Source organism: Streptomyces sp. NPDC048461, from assembly GCF_055587105.1.
The window spans coordinates 52,020-70,193 of the sequence record NZ_JBVJGW010000003.1 but is presented as its reverse complement, the minus strand read 5'-3'; the positions used below and the strand labels follow the sequence as shown (position 1 = coordinate 70,193).

Sequence of the window (18,174 nt, the reverse complement as noted above, 5' to 3'; positions counted from 1 at the left end):
CTGACGTGTTGGAGCTGACGGGGAGCGGGGCCCGGCCGCTGGAGGCGGGGGATCCCCGCCGGATCGGGCCGATCCCCCTGGCGGGCCGGCTCGGGGCCGGCGGCATGGGGCGGGTGTACCTCGGCGTCCAGGACGGCCGGTACGTCGCCGTCAAGCAGCTGCTGGCCTCGGTCGTCGGCGAGGACGAGGACTTCGTGCGCCGCTTCGGGCACGAGCTGGACAATCTGGCCCGCCTGCCCGAGGGGACGACGGCGCCGCTGCTCGCCGGCGACCGCACGGCCCGGCCGCCGTGGTTCGCCACCGCGTACGTCCCCGGGCTCACCCTGACCGAGGCCGTCGAGCTGCACCGCGGCCCGCTGCCCGCCCACTCCCTGTGGCTGCTGCTGCGGGAGGCCGCGGCGAGCCTGGCGGCGGTGCACGCGCTGGACATGGTGCACCGGGACCTGAAGCCGTCCAACGTCATGCTGACCCTCGACGGGCTCACCCTGATCGACTTCGGCGTCGCCCGGGTCGCCGAGCAGAGCAAACTGACCCGGACCGGCATGGTCGTGGGCACGCCCGCGTACATGGCCCCGGAGCAGGCCTCGGGCAAGCGGGGGCTGAGCGGCGCCACCGACGTGTTCGCGCTGGGTTCGGTCCTCGCGTACGCGGCCTGCGGCCGGCCGCCGTTCGGCGACGAGTCGGGGCACGGCGTGCTGTACCGGATCGTCCACGAGGAACCCGACCTGGAGCCGCTGCGCGAGCTGGACCCGGAGCTGGCCGGCCTCGTCGCGACCTGCCTCGACAAGGACCCCGACGGCCGCCCCACCGCCGCGGATCTGCTGGAACGGGCCTCACGGCTGGGCCCGTTCGCCACCCCGCTGTGGCCGGCCGCGATCACCGGGCGGCTGTCGGAGCGGGCCGCGTTCGCCGCGGAGGTGCAGGAGGTCGACGTACCGACGCTCCCGCTGGCCGCGGGGGCGCCGGAGGCGGCAGCAGCCGCCGTCCCGGGGCCCGCGCCCGTTCCCGGGGCGGCGGCCGGGCCCGTGGCCGCCGGGGAGCGGCCGGAGCGCCGGCGCCGCCGCCGTACCCGCGTGTTCCTGGCCGTCGTACCGGTCGTCGTGGTCGCGGGCGGCACGACGCTCGCCCTCCAGTACCTCCCGCACACCACCGACCTGCGGGCCGGGCCGCAGGGCACCCCGGCCGCCTCGGTCCCGGCCCCCGCCGACCCGGCCGCTGCCACCACCGGCGCGGGCCCCTCGGGCACGGTTCCCCCGGGTCAGTCCCCGGCCGGGGACCGGCCCGGAGCACTCGTACCGGACCCCGGCCAGGGGGCGGGCGGCGCCCAGCCCCCGGCCGCCGGTGGCGCCGCCGGCGGTACGGGCACCGGCGCGGGGAACGCCGGAGGCGGCAACGGGGCCGGGGGGAACTCCGGCAACCCCGGTACCCCGCCGGACGGCGGCAACCCCCCGCCCGCCAGCGCCCCGGCACCCAAGCCCAGCGGCGGCGGCGCGAAGCCAACCACCGCCCCGCCCCCCGCGTCCGGCACCCACAGCTACCGCAACGGCAACAACGGCCGCTGCATCACCCAGGTCTTCGGCTCCTCGGACCACGGCAGCTGCTCGGACTCCACCGCGCGCTGGACCGTGAAGGGCACCTCGGGCGGCTCCTTCAAGCTGGTGAACGCCCAGACCGGGCAGTGCCTGTACTCGAACGGGCTGAACCAGGCCGTGTTCGTCGGCGACTGCGCCCAGGACATCGGCCGGCTGTGGCGTTCGGGCGCGGGCGGCGCCCTGGTGAGCGGCCTCGGCGGCGGCTGCCTCGACCTGGGCATGAGCAGCGGCCTGGTCACGGCGAACTGCGGTGGCCAGGCCTCACAACGCTGGACGAGCCAGGGCTGACCCGAGAACCACCTCGCCGCGGCGTCCCCGGGTCTCGCGGAGCGGCGCGGCGCGGCGCGGTGTTCCTCGGCCGACTGATCCGCTCCGCGGGCGGGACGGTCAAGGGCCGCCACAGCGCCCGCCGTTCGGGCCGAAGCCGGCCCGACGGCCCGCCGGTGGAAACCGGCTGGCCGCGCCGGACGGCCGGAGTCGATCATGGCGGCATGACATCCGCCTCACGACGCACCGTCCTCGCCGCCCTGGCCACCGCCGCGGCCTCCGTCCCACTCGGCACCCTGAGCGCCGCGGCGTCGCCCGGATCCGCGGCCCCGGCACGGAGACCGTCCCTCCCGGCCGCGCCGACGCCGCTGCCGGCAGCCGCGCCCGCGTCCCTCACCTCGCCCCGGTCCTCCGTCACGCTCGGCCCGCTGGACCCCGCGTACTTCACCCGGACCGCCCTCGGTTCCTTCACCACGCACGTGCTGCCCGGCACCCCGGAGCGCCTGGAGGTCACCTCCGGATCCCAGCGCATGGCCGTCCTCACGAAGGGCGCGCGCACCGTCGTCCTCACCGGCCCCGAGCGCACCTTCACCGAGAACAAGCAGCCCTTCGTCGACGACTTCCAGCGCACCCTCCCCGACGCGGCGCTCCCGGTCGCGGACCGCGCGTACTGGGGCACCTCCCCCGCCGGTGGCAGCTGGTCCACCCTGGGCCCGGCCGACACCGACTACTCGGTGGTGCCGGGCAGCGCCGTCATCGCGCTCACCACCGACTTCGCGAGCCGTCACGCCACCCTCCGGGACGACGAGATCACCGACGTCGACGTGCGCGCGGTCGCGAAGTTCGACAAGGTGCCCACCGGGCAGGCCTGTTCGTACGCCCTGTCCTTCGGCCACCAGGACGCGCACAACAACTACCGGGCCCGGCTGTCCTTCCTGACCTCGGGCGCGGTCGAACTGCGCGTGGAGAAGGAAGTCGCGGACACCGTCACCCAGTTGACGCCGGCCACCACCCTCGCCACCGGCGTCCCGGCCGGCACGGACTGGACGGTCCGCGTACGCCGCGAAGGGTCGCGCATCCAGGTCAAGGCCTGGCGTACGGACATCTCCCCCGAGCCCCCGGGCTGGGCGGTGGACGTCACGGACGGCACCTTCGCCACGGGGCGGGTGGGGCTGCGGGCACTGGCCAACCAGGGCTGCACGAACCTGCCCGTCACGCTGGTGGTGAGCCGCTTCCAGGTGGACGCCGCGACCTGGCAGCGGCCGCCGACGGTCACCCACCGCACCTGGGTGCGCGTCCTGCCCGCCCCCTTCGACGGGACCTGGACCGCGGCCCTGGAGCAGACCGTCCGTGGCTGGGCCGGTTCCCCGAGCCCGGACGTCCTGGCCCACGCGGCCGCTTTCCTCGCGGGAGCGCCCGCCGTGACGACCGCCGCCGCCCCGGCGACGGGCAAGCAGGTCATGGGCGAGGCCGGGTACGGCCACCTGGACCCGCAGGGCCACCGGTACGAGGGGGCGGACTTCCACGAGTACATGAACCTGGGCTGGACCTTCCCCGACGGCACCTACACGGGCCCGTCCTCGAAGCAGGTCGGCAACCTGGACTGCTCGGGCTACACGCGCATGGTCTACGGCTACCACATGGGCATCCCCCTCGCCGCGGGCGAGGACACCACCGGCACCCGGCTCCCGCGCACGTCCCGCCACATGGCCGACCACGCCCCCGGCGTACGGATCGACCGGACGGACGGCACGAACCCGCCCGCCGCGCAGCAGCTCCAGCCCGGCGACCTGCTCCTGTTCAACGCCGACTCGGGCGACGACACGACGACCGTCACCGTCGACCACGTGGGGATCTACCTCGGCGTGGACACCGCCGGAAAGCGCCGCTTCCTCTCCAGCCGCAAGACCGGCCACGGCCCCACCATGTCCGACCTCGGCGGCGCGTCCCTGCTCGACGGCACGGGGACGTACGCGAAGAAGCTCCACACGGTCCACCGCATCTGACCCTCGCGGACAGCGGGCGGCGGGCGGCGGGGCGTTCCCGCCGCCCGTTACGCGCGCGACGCGGCCGCGTACCCCAGGAAGCCGGTCCATACGGCGGGCGCCACGGCCAGGTGGCCGCCGTCGACGTCCTTGGAGTCCCGTACGAGGACGGCCTCGGGCAGCAGCGCGACCTCGACGCAGTCGTTGCTGTCGCTCGCGCTGTAGCTGCTCTTCACCCAGGCGACTTCGACGCAGTCGTTGCTGTTGCTGGCGCTGTAGCTGCTCTTCACCCAGGTCGGGGCGGAACGGCCGCCGTTCGAGGGCCTGATGCTCATGTCTCCCCCAGCAGTTTCTCGATGACGGCCCTCGATTCCCGCGGGCTGAGGGCCTGTGAACGGATGATCCCATACCGGAGTTCGAGGATCTGGATGTCCTTGGCGTCCGTGATCAGGCGGCTCAGCAGCTGTGCCTCGACGTACCCGATGGTCGAACCGCCCTTGAGCTTGAGCACTTGAATCTGACCACCCATTCCGGCGTGATCCTCACAGTCCGTCGGCATCACCTGGATCTCGACGTTACGCAGCCTTCCCAGGTCCAGCAGATGCCCCAACTGCCGTCGCAGCAGATCCCGTCCACCGATGGGCCGCTCCAGCATGGCCTGCTCCAGCACGAACGTCAGGGCCGGTGACGGCTGCCGGTGGAACATCTCCTGGCGGGCCATCCGGGCCGCCACGTACCGCTCCACCACGTCCGGGGGAAAGGCCGGTCGCCGGATCTCGTAGAGCGCCCGCGCGTATTCCTCGGTCTGGAGCAGGCCGTGCAGGTTGTGGTTGCCGTACGCGCCCAGCTCGACCGCGTCGGATTCCAGCTTGGCCAGGTCCCGGACCTTCTTGGGATAGCGGGCCCGTTCCACGTCGGCCTTCATGGCGGCGATCTTCCCGGCCGCTCCGAGGATGTCGTCCGCCTTGTCCAGGAACTCGGGGCGCGGAATGCGGGCTCCGCGTTCGATCTTGTAGATCAGGTCGGATCCGTATCCCATCCGCGTTCCGAACTGCGTGCGGTCGAGCCCGGCCGCCTCCCGCCACATCTTCAGCTGGCGTCCGACGGTGGCGACCACCGCTCCCGCCTCGTCCTCCGGGTCGAGGGCCCAGCTCGACTCGTTCGACTCGCCGGACTCATCGGAAACGCCTGCACGGTCCACTTCCACACCTCCGGGGACGGCCTCGTTTCCGTTCAGACTACGCACGCGCAAAGCCGCCGGAGCAGGTGAACCGGAAAGTCACACCGGGCCGAAATCCCCTGCTCCGGGGTCCTGTTCACCGGATCTGGCTTTCCGCGTTCCGGTGGCCTGAGCGGAGGTCGGGCGCGACGTCAAACCCTTTCAGCGACCTCGGGAAACGACCTCTCCCAACCAAACCCCCGCCCCACTCACTCGGTCGGGTGAACGAACCTCGCCCGGGGCTCCGGCCGGGAGTCGGCGCCGAGCGCGCCCCCGTCCACACCGCCATCGGGCTGACCCCCGCGGGCGCCCGGGGGCGCCCGTCAGCCGCTGTAGAACAGCTCGTCCACGACCGCCCGCGCACGGCGGGTGATGCGCCGGTAGTCGTCCAGCATCTCGCCGGCCGTGCCCTCGGCGTAACCCAGGTAGCGGCCCACCGCGCCCAGTTCGCGGGCCTCGGTGGGGAAGGTGTCCCCCGCGCGGCCGCGCACCAGCATCACGGCGTTGCGGACGCGGGTGGCCAGCACCCAGGCCTCGTCGAGGATCTGCGCCTCCTCGGTGGGGATCAGCCCGGCCGCGTGGGCGGCGGCCAGGGCGTCCCGGGTGCGGGTGGTGCGCAGGCCCGGTTCGGCCCAGGCGTGCCGCATCTGGATCAGCTGGACGGTCCACTCGACGTCGCTGAGGCCGCCGCGGCCGAGCTTGGTGTGCAGGGTCGAGTCGGCGCCGCGCGGCATGCGCTCCGACTCCATGCGGGCCTTGAGCCGGCGGATCTCCCGTACGGCGTCCTCCCCGAGGCCCTCCACCGGGTAGCGCAGCGGGTCGATCAGCTCGATGAAGCGGCGGCCCAGCTCCTCGTCGCCGGCCACGGGCTGGGCGCGCAGCAGGGCCTGGCTCTCCCAGGTCAGCGCCCAGCGGCGGTAGTAGGCGGCGTACGAGGCGATCGTGCGGACCAGCGGCCCGGAGCGGCCCTCGGGGCGCAGGTCGGCGTCGATGAGCAGCGGCGGGTCGGCGGTGGGCAGCTGGAGCAGCCTGCGCATCTCGGAGATGACGGTCTGGGCGGCCTTCGCGGCCTCCTGCTCGTCGACGCCCTCGCGGGGCTCGTGCACGAACAGGACGTCGGCGTCGGAGCCGTAGCCGAGCTCGTGGCCGCCGAAGCGGCCGACGCCGATGACGGCGAAGCGGGTGGGGAGGGTGTCGCCCCAGTGGTCCTGGACGGCGGCGCGCAGGGCGCCCGCGATGGTCGCGGCCGTCAGGTCGGAGACGGCGGCCCCGACCCGGTCGACGAGGGCTCCGTGGTCCTCTTCGGCCGGGTTGTCCTCCGTACCGTACGAGCCGATGATGTCGGCGGCCGTGGTGCGGAACAGCTCGCGGCGGCGGACCCCGCGGGCGGCGGCCACCCCGCCCTCGGGGGTCCCGGCCCGGCCGACGGCGGCGAGCACCTCCTGCTCCAGGGCCTCGTGCGTACGGGGCTGGAGGCCCTCGGGGTCGCCGAGCAGGGCGACGGCCTCGGGGGCGCGCAGCAGCAGGTCGGGGGCGAGCCGGCCGGCGGACAGCACGCGGGCGAGGTTCTCGGCGGCGGCGCCCTCGTCGCGCAGCAGCCGCAGGTACCAGGGGGTCTTGCCGAGGGCGTCGGAGACCTTGCGGAAGTTCAGCAGGCCCGCGTCCGGATCGGCCGAGTCGGCGAACCAGCCGAGCATCACGGGCAGCAGGGTGCGCTGGATGGCGGCCTTGCGGGTGACGCCGGAGGCGAGGGCCTCCAGGTGGCGCAGGGCCGCGACGGGGTCGGCGTACCCGAGGGCTTCGAGGCGCTGGCCGGCGGCGCGCGGGGAGAGCCGGGTCTCGCCGGGGGTGAGCTGGGCGACGGCGTCGAGGAGCGGCCGGTAGAACAGCTTCTCGTGCAGGCGGCGGACCACGGAGGCGTGCCGGCGCCAGGCCTTGTTGAGCTCGGCGACGGGTTCCGTGCGCAGGCCCATGGAGCGGCCGAGGCGGCGCAGGTCGGCCTCGTCCTCGGGGACGAGGTGCGTGCGGCGCAGCCGGTAGAGCTGGATGCGGTGCTCCATGGCGCGCAGGAAGCGGTACGCGTCGTTGAGCTGGGCGGCGTCGGCGCGGCCGACGTAGCCGCCGGCGGCGAGGGCGTGCAGGGCGTCGAGGGTGGAGCCGGAGTGCAGGGTGGCGTCGCTGCGGCCGTGCACGAGCTGGAGCAGCTGGACGGCGAACTCGACGTCGCGCAGCCCGCCCGGGCCGAGCTTGAGCTCGCGGTCGACCTGGGCGGCGGGGATGTTGTCGACGACGCGGCGGCGCATCTTCTGGACGTCGGGGACGAAGTTCTCGCGCTCGGCGGCCTGCCAGACGAGGGGGCTTATGGCCTCGATGTACTCGGCGCCGAGCGCCTCGTCGCCCGCGACGGCGCGGGCCTTGAGGAGGGCCTGGAACTCCCAGGTCTTGGCCCAGCGCTGGTAGTAGGCGAGGTGGGAGGCGAGCGTCCGGACGAGCGGACCGTTTCTGCCCTCGGGGCGGAGGTTGGCGTCGACGGGCCAGATGGTGCCCTCGACGGTGGTCTCGGAGCAGATCCGCATGAGGTGGGAGGCCAGGCGGGTGGCGGCCTGGACGGCTTTGCCCTCGTCGCCGCCGTCGGCGCTGTCCCCGACGAAGATCACGTCGACGTCGGAGACGTAGTTGAGCTCGTTGCCGCCGCACTTGCCCATCGCGATGACGGCGAGCCGGCACCGGGCCGCGTCCTCGGGGGCGGCCGCGGAGGCGATCCGCAGGGCCGCGCGGAGGGTGGCGGTGGCGAGGTCGGCGAGCTCGGCGGCGGTCTGGGCGACGTCGGTGGTGCCGCAGACGTCGCGGGCGGCGATGGACAGCAGGCAGCGGCGGTAGGAGACGCGCAGCTGGACGGGGTCGTGGGCGTCGGCCAGCCCCTTCTCGAACTCGGGGAGCCCGGGGTGCAGGTCGGCGGCCTCGTAGGTGACGAGGGAGCGCCAGTCGCGGGGGTGGCGGGCGAGGTGGTCGCCGAGCGCCTCGGAGGCGCCGAGCACGCCGAGGAGGCGGTCGCGGAGCGGCTTGGCGCTGACGAGGGTGTCGAGGAGGACGGGGCGGTCCTCCCCGGTCTGCGCCTCCGCGAGCCGGACCAGCCCGAGGAGCGCGAGATCGGGGTCGGCGGTCGCGCCGAGGGCGTCGAGGAGGACCGGATCGGTCCGTACGGAGGCCAGCGCGTCGGCGTCGAGGAGCCGGGCCGCGGTGGAGGGGTCGGTGAAACCGCTGCGCAGCAGCCGGATGAAGGTGCTGCTCCTGCGTCCCGGGACTGTCATCCCGTGGCCTCCCGCGGTCGTCGCCGCCACTGCCCTGGCGTGCCCTGTCGTGCCGGTTGTCCCTGGGGGGAGCCTATCCGGAGCAGGCGTTCGACTCACCGACGCGGACGCCGCGCGGGCGGCGGCGTCGCCGGGAATTGTCCCGGAATTCCGCGGACGGCCGCCGAAAGCACACTCCGGACGGCCGGTCGTTTCGCAGTGTTCTCGAACAGTGGCGGTCAACAGGGCTGCCGGAGAACCGAGTTCCCGATATCGGCCTCTCTCTCACTGCCGGCGGATTCCCCGCCCGGACCGAACCCGAGGCGTGACCGATGCCGAATCCGAGGCCGATCCCGAGGCGGTTGCCGATGCCGAGCGCGAACCCGAGCCCGATACCCGGGCCCGAGCGGATATCCGGGCCGGTACCCGTACCCCGGGCGGGGTCCGGGCGGCCGGTACCCCGGGCCGGGGCCGCACGCCCGCCCGGGGCCCGGACGCAGGCCGCCGTACGCCGCCGCCGCGTCCGGCTCGGGGTGCTGCTCGTCGCGCTCACCGCCGGCGCCACCGGGGTCCTCTCCGTGGCGTCCGGCCGGCAGACGCCGGCGGGGGCCGCCCAGGAGCGGGACCCGGCCGCGCTCCCCGCCAGTACCACGGGCGGCTCGGTCGTCCAGATCGTCGCCCACCCCGACGACGACCTGTTCTTCATGAACCCCGACCTGAGCCGCTCCCTGCTGGCCGGCACCCCGGTGACCACCGCGTACCTCACCTCCGGCGAGTCCGACGGCCGCAACGCGGCGAACGGCAGGCACCTCAAGGACCCCGAGCAGCCCGCCGACCGCGCCCACTACGCGGAGGCCCGGCAGAACGGCATCCGTGCCGCGTACGCCCAGATGGCCACCGGCGACCGCACCGGCACGTGGCGCCGTACGGTCGTGCCCACCGACGGCGGCGGGCGGGCCGAGGTGGACGTCCTGGTGGCGAAGCCGCAGGTGAACCTGGTGTGGCTGCAGCTGCGCGAGGCCCGCAGCACCACCGGGGACAACCCCGACAGCCTGCGCGGCCTGTGGAACGGCCGGATACCGGCGCTGGGGTCCCAGCTCGCCTCCGGCACGCCCGTCCGGGAGCCGTCCGCGTACACGAAGGACCAGGTGGTGCGGGCAATGGCCGGGATCCTGGAGCGGTACCGGCCGACGACGATACGGATGCAGGACCCGACCCCGGGCCGGTACCCGGACACCGGCCGCTACACCGACCACCAGGACCACCTGTACGGGGCGCGCTTCGCGCAGGCCGCGGCCGCCGCGTACGCGGAACGGGTGCGCGACCGCCCGCCGTTCACGGTCCAGAACTACCTCGGCTACCACAACGGCGCCCTCCCGCACGCCCTGGACCCCCAGACGGCCGCGACGAAGACGGGCTTCCTCAAGACGTACGCCTGGCAGGACCACGAGAACCACTGCGGCAGCCCCTCGGGGTGCGGCGACCGCAAGGTCGCGGGGAACCCCACCGGCCGCAACTGGGCCCAGTCACTGCGCTATACCCGCGCCGACCACACCTCCTGGCTGACCGAGGGCACGCCGGGCCGCCTCTGGGCGTTCGCCACCCTGGACGGCCGGACCGCGTACTGGACCCGGTCCCCCGGCGGCGCGTGGGCCGGGCCCGACCTCCTCCCGGGCACGGGCATCGACCCCGGAGCCACCGGTGTCCGGCTCCCCGGCGGCCGCGTCGCGGTCCTGGCCACCCGTACGCACCTGGGCGCGGGCCCGGCCGGTTACCGGCGCGAGGTCGTGTACGCCGCCCAGTCCGCCCCCGACGGGCCGTTCGGGCCGTGGCGCTCGCTCGGCAGCCCCGAGACCGCCGACGAGGACGGCACCTCGGCGATCAGCGCGCCCGCGGCGGCCGTGGACGCCGACGGCCGCCTCACGGTCTACCTCCGCGACGCGGACCGCACCCTGCGCGCCACCGCCGAGCAGCCGGACGGCGACTTCTCGCCGTGGCAGCGCCTGGGCGGCCGCGACCTCCAGGGCGACCCGGTGGCGGCGGTCGACTCCGCCGGGCGGCTCCATGTGTACGCCACCACCGCGGGGTCGGTCACCGCCTGGACGCAGCGCACCGCGGACTCCCCCCTGGCGGGGCCGTTGCCGACGGGCCTGCCCGCGACGACGGTCCCGTTGTCGGCGGCGGCGGAGGGCGCGGGCGTGCGGCTCTTCTTCCGCCGCCCGGACTCGGGGGTCGTGCGTACGGCCCTGGTCACGGCAGGCCCGGCGGCGCCGCGCGTGTCCGGCCTGGCGGAGGCGGGCGGGCGGGCCGGGTACGGCGGGGTGGGCGTGGCGGGCCGCCACCTGGCGGGCCGCGCCGGCACGGGCGCGGTCGGCACGGGCACGGTCGGCGGAACGGACCTGGGCGGCCCGCCGGCCTGGGCGGAGTCCCGGCTGCTCTACGCGGGCGCCCCGGCGGCGGTCCGGGAACCCACCGGCACCACCACGACGGCGGTCCTGGGCCTGGACGCCCGCCTCCACGTCACGACGACCCCGCCGACCCCCACCCCACCACCCCCACCCACCTGGCACCCGGCCCTGCGCTGAGACGGGGCTCCGGCTGCGGCCACCGCTCAGGGGAGCAGGTCCGCGTAGAGGATGATGTTGTCCGGGCGGTGGCCGTCGGTGAGGGCGCCGCCGCAGGTGATGACCCGGAGTTCGGGCCCGGTGGTGTCGCCGTAGACCTTCTGGGTCGGGAACGTCTTCTTGTCGACCTGCTGGACCTCGCGCACGCGGAACGCCGCCGTCCGGCCGTCGGCGCGCTCCACCTCGACGACGTCGCCCGTGCGCACCCGGGCCACGTCCTTGAGCACCGCCGGGCCGCGGACCGTGTCGAAGTGCCCGATGAGCACGGCGGGCCCCCGCTCGCCGGGGCTCGCGCCCTTCCCGTACCAGCCGATGCGGTCGGCCTGGGGCACCGAGGGGACCTCCACGGATCCGTCGGAGTTCAGGCCGAGTTCGAGGACCGGTCCCGTGTCGACCCCGGCCGCGGGGAGGCGTACCCGGACCGGCTCCGAGCGCGGCAGGGGCGCGGCGGCCTCCTCCGGCGCGGGTGCGGGGCGGCTGTCGGGCCGTACGTTCGGATCGGGCGCGGCGGGGGTGCCGGGCGCGGCCGTACCCGGGGCCGGGGCCGACGCCGGGGCGGCGGGCCCGGCGGGCGCGGCGCAGGCCGCCGCGGTGGAGGCGGCGGTAGCGGCGAGCAGGAGGGCGGCGACGGCACGGGTGGTGCGGGCGCGACGGGTGTGCGGCATGCGGGGGCTCCGGCGGAAGGGGTGGAAGGCCGCACCCCCGTCGGGGGTGCGGCCCGTTGACGGTCCGGGGTCGGTCAGCCGCGGCCGACGGAGCGGCGGCGCAGCAGGCCGTAGCCGATGACACCGGCGCCCGCGGCGGCGGCCGCGCCTCCGGCGAGCAGCGCGTTCCGCTCGTCGCGCACCGCCCCGAACTCGGCGCCGGCGGCGACGGGCCCCTTGGGCACGACGGCGGTCTGCCCCGTGCCGGCGGCGGGCGGGGTCGGCTTGGCGTTCGGCTTCGCGGTGGCGCCGGAGCCTTCCAGCGCGCAGCCCCCTGGCAGCTTGGGGAAGGACAGGACGCCGTAACCGGCGCCGCCGCCCTGGGTCTTCGCCCTGAGCTTCGGCGTCGGGCCGTAGGGGCTGAGGATCTCCGCGTGAATGCCCGCCGAGGCAGGGAGCTTGGGGCACTTGCGGTTGAGGGTGCCCAGGTCGTCGAGGGGCGTACCGGGCCCGTCCGCGAAGGTCACCGACGGCCCCTCGGGGCCCATCGTCATGCTGACGCCGATCCCGGCGCCGATGGAGTCCTGCACGGTGACGGTGCACCGGTCGGCGGTGGCGGCGGCGGCAGGCGCGGCGAAGGCGACGGCCGGACCGAGGAGCGCACCCGCCACGGCGGCCGCCGCGACGGCGGCGCCGAGCGGGCTGCGGCGGTGACGGGTGATACCGGTACTGATGCTGTAGGTCGACATGAACGACTCCGTCGTCGTGCCAGGCGGCCCTGGAGGCCGCGGGCGGTTGTGAAGGTGCGGGAGAGTCGCAATGCCGCCCCCTCTTTCGTGTGGGGACGCTGAGGTGTGGCGGTGCTGCTGGAACGAACCTACTGATCTTGGTTGCGGGAACCGTCCCCTCCGTGTCCCGACCCTGTGACGGCCCGGGGCCGGGACAGACGACTCCGGGCCGGCGGTCGGTGACCGTCGGCCCGGAGGGGTGAGGCGTGCCCCGTGGGGGCTGAACTGCGCCTACAGCACCGGCATCATCTTGCGGAGTTCGAAGGCCGTGACCTCCGAGCGGTATTCCTCCCACTCCTGCTTCTTGTTGCGCAGGAAGAAGTCGAAGACGTGCTCGCCCAGGGTCTCCGCCACCAGTTCGCTGCGCTCCATCAGGGAGATGGCCTCGCCGAGGTTCTGCGGCAGGGGCTCGATGCCCATCGCCCGGCGTTCCGCGTCCGAGAGGGCCCAGACGTCGTCGTCGGCGCCCGCCGGGAGTTCGTAGCCCTCCTCGATGCCCTTCAGGCCGGCCGCCAGGAGCACCGCGTACGTCAGGTACGGGTTGGCTCCCGAGTCGATCGAGCGGACCTCCACGCGGGAGGAGCCCGTCTTGCCCGGCTTGTACATCGGGACGCGGATCAGGGCCGAGCGGTTGTTGTGGCCCCAGCAGATGTACGAGGGAGCCTCGCCGCCGGAGCCGGCGGTGCGGGAGGAGCCGCCCCAGATGCGCTTGTAGGAGTTGACCCACTGGTTGGTCACCGCGGCCGTCTCGGCCGCGTGCCGCAGCAGGCCCGCGATGAAGGAGCGGCCGACCTTGGAGAGCTGGTACTCGGCGCCCGACTCGTAGAACGCATTGCGGTCGCCCTCGAAGAGGGAGAGGTGGGTGTGCATGCCCGAGCCCGGGTACTCCGAGAACGGCTTCGGCATGAACGTGGCCTGCACGCCCTGCTCCAGCGCGACCTGCTTCATCACCAGGCGGAAGGTCATGATGTTGTCGGCCGTCGAGAGGGCGTCCGCGTAGCGGAGGTCGATCTCCTGCTGGCCCGGGGCGCCCTCGTGGTGGCTGAACTCCACCGAGATGCCCATCGATTCGAGCATCGTGATCGCCTGGCGGCGGAAGTCCATGCCAACGTTCTGCGGGGTGTGGTCGAAGTAGCCGGAGTTGTCCGCCGGGACCGGGCGGGAGCCGTCCAGCGGCTTGTCCTTGAGCAGGAAGAACTCGATCTCCGGGTGGGTGTAGAAGGTGAAGCCCAGGTCGGAGGTCTTGGCCAGGATGCGCTTGAGGACGTAGCGCGGGTCCGCGAAGGACGGCGAGCCGTCCGGCATCAGGATGTCGCAGAACATCCGGGCGGTCCCGGGGGCCTCCGCGCGCCACGGCAGTATCTGGAACGTGCTCGGGTCCGGCTTGGCGATCATGTCGGACTCGTAGACCCGCGCGAAGCCCTCGATCGCGGAGCCGTCGAAACCGATGCCCTCGTCGAAGGCCTGCTCCAGCTCGGCCGGGGCGACCGCGACGGACTTCAGGAAGCCCAGTACATCGGTGAACCACAGGCGCACGAAGCGGATGTCGCGCTCCTCGAGCGTCCGGAGGACGAATTCCTGCTGCTTGTCCATGCCTTCATCCTCGCAGTTCAGACGGCCTGTGCACCACCGCCCCGAGGGCCGGGGGCACAGAGGGGCCGGCCCAGTATCGCCAGCGGTGGTTTCCGCCACATTACGCACCCGCCCAAGCCCGCGGCACCCCCGCACTGACCGTGGGCCCGACATGAGCATTACCATCTGCGCCCATGGGGGGCCGGGAGCACACGCGGGCAGGGCGTCACGTACGCCCCCTGCCCCGGCGCGCCCTCCTCCTGGCGGCCCTGGGCCTGCTCCTCGGTGCGCTGTTCCTGTGCGCGCGGCCCGGCGAGGCGTCCGCCCCCGCGGCGGCGCCGGACCACGGGACGCACGCCGTCTGCACGTCCCCGTACGAGCTGCCCGGCTGCTCGCCCCTCGCGCACGTCGTCCCGGCCGTGCTGCCCGTGCCCCCGCCCGCCGTGGTCCTCGCGGGCGGCGGACCGCCCGCCGCGCCCGCGGCGTCCGTCCGGGGGCTCGCCGGGCCGCCCCGGCCGCTGGCGCGCGCCCCCGATCTGCATGCCCTCCAAGTGCTGCGGACCTGACGGGTCCGGCTTTCGCGTCCACCCACCCCCCTCAGCAGAAGGAACCAGGGCACATGGCCAGCCAGCCCAACAAGTCCGACCGGACTTCAGAGCACCAGTCCCGCCAGGCGCGCATAGCCCAGATGCGCCGGGCCGACCGATCGCGCGACCGCCGCAACAAGGCCATCGCGATCACCACCTCCGCGGCCGTCGTCGTCGGCCTCGTCGGCTTCGGCGCGTGGGTGCTGATCGACCGGCAGGAGGCCCAGGAGCGCAAGCAGGAACAGGCCGCGGCCGCCCGCAAGGCCCCCGTCGACGGCGAGCAGACGTGGGAGGCCAAGACCCTGGCCCGCAACCACGTCGAGACGCCGGTGAAGTACGAGATGAACCCGCCGGTCGGCGGGGACCACCACCCCCGCTGGATGAACTGCAACGGCGACGTCTACAAGAACCCGGTGCCCGAGGTGAACGCGGTGCACTCGCTGGAGCACGGCGCGGTCTGGGTGACGTACAACGAGAAGGCCGCCAAGGGCGAGGTGGACAAGCTCGCCGAGACGGTGGCCAAGACCCCGTACACGCTGATGAGCCCGGTCAAGGAGCAGGCGGGCGCCATCATGCTCAGCGCCTGGGGCAAGCAGCTCACGGTGGAGACGTCGGACGACCCCCGGGTGGCGCAGTTCTTCACCAAGTACGTGCAGGGCCCGCAGACCCCCGAGCCGGGCGCCGCCTGCACGAGCGGACTGGCGGACAAGTGAGCCGTACGCCCCGCACGTACTGGGTGGCCGGTACCGCCGTCCTGCTCGCGCTGCTGTTCGCGGCGGCCGCCACGGTGGCCGCCGCGAGCGGCGGCCGGGCCCCGGCGGACCGCACGCCGGCGCTGCACTCGGCGGACGCCGGGTTCGCGCGGGACATGGCGGTGCACCACCAGCAGGCGGTGGAGATGTCCTTCGTCGTCCGCGACCGCACCCAGGACGAGGCGGTGCGCAGCCTGGCCTACGACATCGCCAACACGCAGGCCAACCAGCGGGGCATGCTCCTCGGCTGGCTGGACCTGTGGGGGCTGCCGAAGGTGGTGGCGGGCGAGCCGCCCATGGCGTGGATGGCCCCGTCCGGGGGGTCCGGCGGTCACGCCGGGCACGACGGCGGCAGCGGTGACGCCGGCGCCGCCTCGGCGGGCGGCAGCGGCGCTCACGCCGGGCACGGGGCGGCCAAGCCCGGCGCCCTGATGTCCGGCATGGCCACCAAGGAGGAGATCGCGCAGCTGGGCGCCGCCTCGGGGCGGGACGCCGAGGTGCTCTACCTCCAGCTGATGACCGACCACCACGTGGGCGGCGTCGCGATGGCCCGGGGCTGCGCCGAGCAGTGCGTGACCCCGGTCGAGCGGGACCTCGCCCGGGGCATGGTCGAGGCGCAGCAGTCCGAGCTCACCCTGATGGCGGACATGCTGAAGCAGCGCGGGGCCGCGCCGCGCGGGTGACGGGACACGCCCGTACGGTGAGGAGAGGGCGCCCTCTCCCCCGTACGGGCGTACGCGCGCACGCCGCACGCCGCCCCCGGAGGGCGCCCCGGCGGGCGCGCCCGCGCCCGGCCGGTCACGCGCCCAGCGGCGCACTCAGGAGGTACGCGATGACCACCGCCGGAGAGATCATGCACCCCGGGGCCCAGTGGATCCCGGCCACCGAGACCCTGGACCGGGCGGCTCAGCTGATGGGCCGGCTCGGCGTGGGCGCACTGCCCATCAGCGACACGGAGCAGCGGCTCTGCGGCATCCTGACCGACCGGGACATCGTGGTCGGCTGCGTCGCCCTGGGGCACGACCCGGCGAAGGTGACCGCGGGCGACATGGCCAAGGGCACCCCGCGGTGGATCGACGCGGGCGCGGACGTCTCCGAGGTCCTAAAGGAGATGCAGAACCACCAGATCAAGCGGCTTCCGGTGATCGAGGACAAGAAGCTCGTCGGCATGATCAGCGAGGCCGATCTGGCCAGGCACCTGAGCGACGCGCAGATCGCGGGCTGGGCGGAGAAGGTCTACGCCCGCGGCTGACCGGCGGCGTACCGGACCGCCCGGGCCACCTGGTCCGGGCGGTCCAGCATGACCAGGTGCCCCGACGGCTCGGCGACCTCGAAGCGGGCGCCGATCCGGTCGGCGAGCGCGGCCTGCCGGGACAGCCAGCCGAGTCCGCTCCGGCCGGGGGAGCCGTCGTGGCCCGCGAGCACGGTGGCGGGCGCGGTCAGCGGGTGCGCGGCGCGCAGGGCCGGGAGTTCGGCGGCCATGTCCGGGTAGCGGGAGTTCTCCAGCAGGGCCCCGCGCCAGACCCGGCCGGTGCGGTAGCAGCGGCGCACGAGGTCCCCCGGGGCCGGGTCGCCGCCGCCGGTCCGCGAGAGCCGTACGGTGGCCCGCCGGGCGGCGGGCCCCAGGGCGGCCGGCAGCCCGGCCGCGGTCGCCGCCCGGCCGAGCGCGCGGGCGGCGGCGGTGCGCAGGGCGGCGGGGAGCACCGTACGGGGGTCCTCCTCGACGCTGGAGTCCAGCAGGACCAGGGCGGCGGTGCGGGCGGGGTACAGGCGGGCGAAGGCCTCGGCGTGGAACCCGGCGAGGGAGTGCCCGACGACGGTGACGGGGCCGGGCAGGGCCAGCGCGTCCAGCAGGGCGGCGATCCGGTGCGCCTCCCCGGCGGTGGTCGGCGCGGTGCGCGCCGGGCCGCTCAGGCCGTGCCCGGGGCGGTCGAAGCGGACGACGGTGCGCCCGGCGGCGGCCAGCAGGGCGGCGACCGGGTCCCAGTCGAACCAGGCCATGGCGAGTCCGGCGCTGAGCACGCAGACGGGGCCCCGGCCCTCGGTGACCACGTGCAGCGGGATCCCGTCGACCCGGACGAAGCGGCCTCTGCGCGCGGGGCCGGTCACGTGCGGCGCTCCTGGTGGACGGAGTACGCGAGCAGTCCCAGCCAGAGGGCCACCAGCAGCACCTGGAGGCGCTGCCCGGCGCCGAGGGCCCAGGTCCCGTGCCCGGCGGTGAACATCGCGATGGAGGTCAGGGTCCAGGCGGTGGCGAGCAGTTCGAGGGCGACGACCGCGGGTCCGTAGCGGGCGAGCGGGGCGAACCAGCCGTAGCGGCGGGCGGCGACGGTGAGGGCGACGATCCCGGCGAGGGCGCCGCACATGGCGAGGCTGCTGCTGATGGCGTGGGCCTGGTGGGTGGCGGGGACCAGTCCGGCGGTCTCGCGGGCGGCGCACTCGGGGTCGACGGTGGGCGTGCAGCTCAGCGGCAGCCACGCGTCGGCGGCGGTGGCCGCGCCGAACAGGGTGATCCCGGCCCAGCCGAGGACGGCCCAGAAGCGGCGGGACTCCGGGAAGCGCGCCAGCCGGAGCAGGGCGAGCAGCCCGCCGGCGAACGCGAGCAGCCCGGCGACGAAGTCGGTGGCCCGGAAGAGGCCGCCGAGCGGCTGGTTCTGGGCGGCGAGCTCGCTGACGTAGGTCTCGATGGGGTTGAGGCCCGTGGAGAGGACGACTTCGAGCACCCACGCGGTGTAGGCGGCGGCGCCGAGACCGATGAGCAGGGCGACCGGCCAGGCGGTCCGCTGGGAGGGGCCGTGTGGGGACATCGTGTGACTCATCCTAGGTAGGCGCGGGGTCGGTCCTATGATCGGAT

The 18,174-nt window shown here is 74.7% G+C and carries 15 protein-coding genes; 7 read left to right on the top strand and 8 right to left on the bottom strand.

Features of this window, described 5'->3' with window-relative positions:
* The first annotated feature begins 5 nt into the window (after positions 1-5).
* Together ACZ6S8_RS05925 and ACZ6S8_RS05920 are read left to right on the top strand one after the other, a co-directional pair.
* Entirely contained in the window at positions 6-1,880 is a 1,875-nt protein-coding gene (locus ACZ6S8_RS05925) for a serine/threonine-protein kinase (protein WP_469452889.1), read from the top strand.
* 203 nt (positions 1,881-2,083) lie between these two features.
* Positions 2,084-3,865 (top strand): NlpC/P60 family protein, encoded by a 1,782-nt coding sequence (locus tag ACZ6S8_RS05920; RefSeq protein ID WP_469452887.1) that lies wholly within the window; start codon positions 2,084-2,086, stop codon positions 3,863-3,865.
* A 47-nt stretch (positions 3,866-3,912) separates the two neighbouring features.
* Here the strand turns inward: ACZ6S8_RS05920 and ACZ6S8_RS05915 are convergent, their stop codons facing one another.
* The 3 genes from ACZ6S8_RS05915 to ACZ6S8_RS05905 form a co-directional block, all read right to left on the bottom strand.
* Positions 3,913-4,179, bottom strand: a complete 267-nt coding sequence (locus ACZ6S8_RS05915; RefSeq protein ID WP_469452885.1) for a DUF397 domain-containing protein — start codon at positions 4,177-4,179, stop codon at positions 3,913-3,915.
* On the bottom strand, positions 4,176-5,051 hold the full coding sequence (locus ACZ6S8_RS05910) for a helix-turn-helix domain-containing protein (protein ID WP_469452883.1): 876 nt from the start codon (positions 5,049-5,051) through the stop codon (positions 4,176-4,178). Before ACZ6S8_RS05910 ends, ACZ6S8_RS05915 begins: the two co-directional genes overlap by 4 nt.
* 335 nt (positions 5,052-5,386) lie before the next feature.
* Positions 5,387-8,374: a bifunctional [glutamine synthetase] adenylyltransferase/[glutamine synthetase]-adenylyl-L-tyrosine phosphorylase gene (locus ACZ6S8_RS05905; protein WP_469452881.1), complete on the bottom strand. Its 2,988-nt coding sequence runs from the start codon at positions 8,372-8,374 to the stop codon at positions 5,387-5,389.
* Positions 8,375-8,721: 347 nt separating this feature from the next.
* Here ACZ6S8_RS05905 and ACZ6S8_RS05900 point away from each other — a divergent pair, with 347 nt between their 5' ends.
* Positions 8,722-10,938, top strand: coding sequence for a PIG-L family deacetylase (locus ACZ6S8_RS05900; RefSeq protein ID WP_469452879.1), 2,217 nt, complete (start codon positions 8,722-8,724; stop codon positions 10,936-10,938).
* A gap of 26 nt (positions 10,939-10,964) precedes the next feature.
* On the opposite strand, the gene ACZ6S8_RS05895 is transcribed toward ACZ6S8_RS05900, so the two are convergent.
* From ACZ6S8_RS05895 to glnA, 3 genes are all read right to left on the bottom strand, one after another.
* Positions 10,965-11,642, bottom strand: a complete 678-nt coding sequence (locus ACZ6S8_RS05895) for a class F sortase (protein ID WP_469452877.1) — start codon at positions 11,640-11,642, stop codon at positions 10,965-10,967.
* Between the two features lie 74 nt (positions 11,643-11,716).
* A complete protein-coding gene (locus ACZ6S8_RS05890) occupies positions 11,717-12,370 on the bottom strand; it encodes a hypothetical protein (protein WP_469452875.1) in 654 nt (217 codons plus the stop codon).
* Positions 12,371-12,640: 270 nt separating this feature from the next.
* Positions 12,641-14,002, bottom strand: a complete 1,362-nt coding sequence (gene glnA / locus ACZ6S8_RS05885) for a type I glutamate--ammonia ligase (RefSeq protein ID WP_073914665.1) — start codon at positions 14,000-14,002, stop codon at positions 12,641-12,643.
* Positions 14,003-14,175: 173 nt separating this feature from the next.
* Here glnA and ACZ6S8_RS05880 point away from each other — a divergent pair, with 173 nt between their 5' ends.
* From ACZ6S8_RS05880 to ACZ6S8_RS05865, 4 genes are all read left to right on the top strand, one after another.
* Positions 14,176-14,547 carry a hypothetical protein gene (locus ACZ6S8_RS05880; protein WP_469452872.1) on the top strand — a complete coding sequence of 124 codons (372 nt, stop codon included), beginning with the start codon at positions 14,176-14,178 and terminating at the stop codon, positions 14,545-14,547.
* A 53-nt stretch (positions 14,548-14,600) separates the two neighbouring features.
* Entirely contained in the window at positions 14,601-15,281 is a 681-nt protein-coding gene (locus ACZ6S8_RS05875; protein ID WP_469452870.1) for a DUF3105 domain-containing protein, read from the top strand.
* Positions 15,278-16,003 carry a DUF305 domain-containing protein gene (locus ACZ6S8_RS05870; RefSeq protein WP_469452868.1) on the top strand — a complete coding sequence of 242 codons (726 nt, stop codon included), beginning with the start codon at positions 15,278-15,280 and terminating at the stop codon, positions 16,001-16,003. Before ACZ6S8_RS05875 ends, ACZ6S8_RS05870 begins: the two co-directional genes overlap by 4 nt.
* A 149-nt stretch (positions 16,004-16,152) precedes the next feature.
* On the top strand, positions 16,153-16,572 hold the full coding sequence (locus tag ACZ6S8_RS05865; RefSeq protein ID WP_469452867.1) for a CBS domain-containing protein: 420 nt from the start codon (positions 16,153-16,155) through the stop codon (positions 16,570-16,572).
* Here ACZ6S8_RS05865 and ACZ6S8_RS05860 read toward each other — a convergent pair.
* Positions 16,557-17,429, bottom strand: a complete 873-nt coding sequence (locus ACZ6S8_RS05860) for an alpha/beta fold hydrolase (protein ID WP_469452865.1) — start codon at positions 17,427-17,429, stop codon at positions 16,557-16,559. The genes ACZ6S8_RS05865 and ACZ6S8_RS05860 overlap by 16 nt on opposite strands.
* The gene (locus tag ACZ6S8_RS05855; protein WP_469452863.1) at positions 17,426-18,127 is read right to left on the bottom strand and encodes a DUF998 domain-containing protein; all 702 of its coding nucleotides are present in this window, start codon (positions 18,125-18,127) and stop codon (positions 17,426-17,428) included. Before ACZ6S8_RS05855 ends, ACZ6S8_RS05860 begins: the two co-directional genes overlap by 4 nt.
* Positions 18,128-18,174 lie beyond the last annotated feature (47 nt).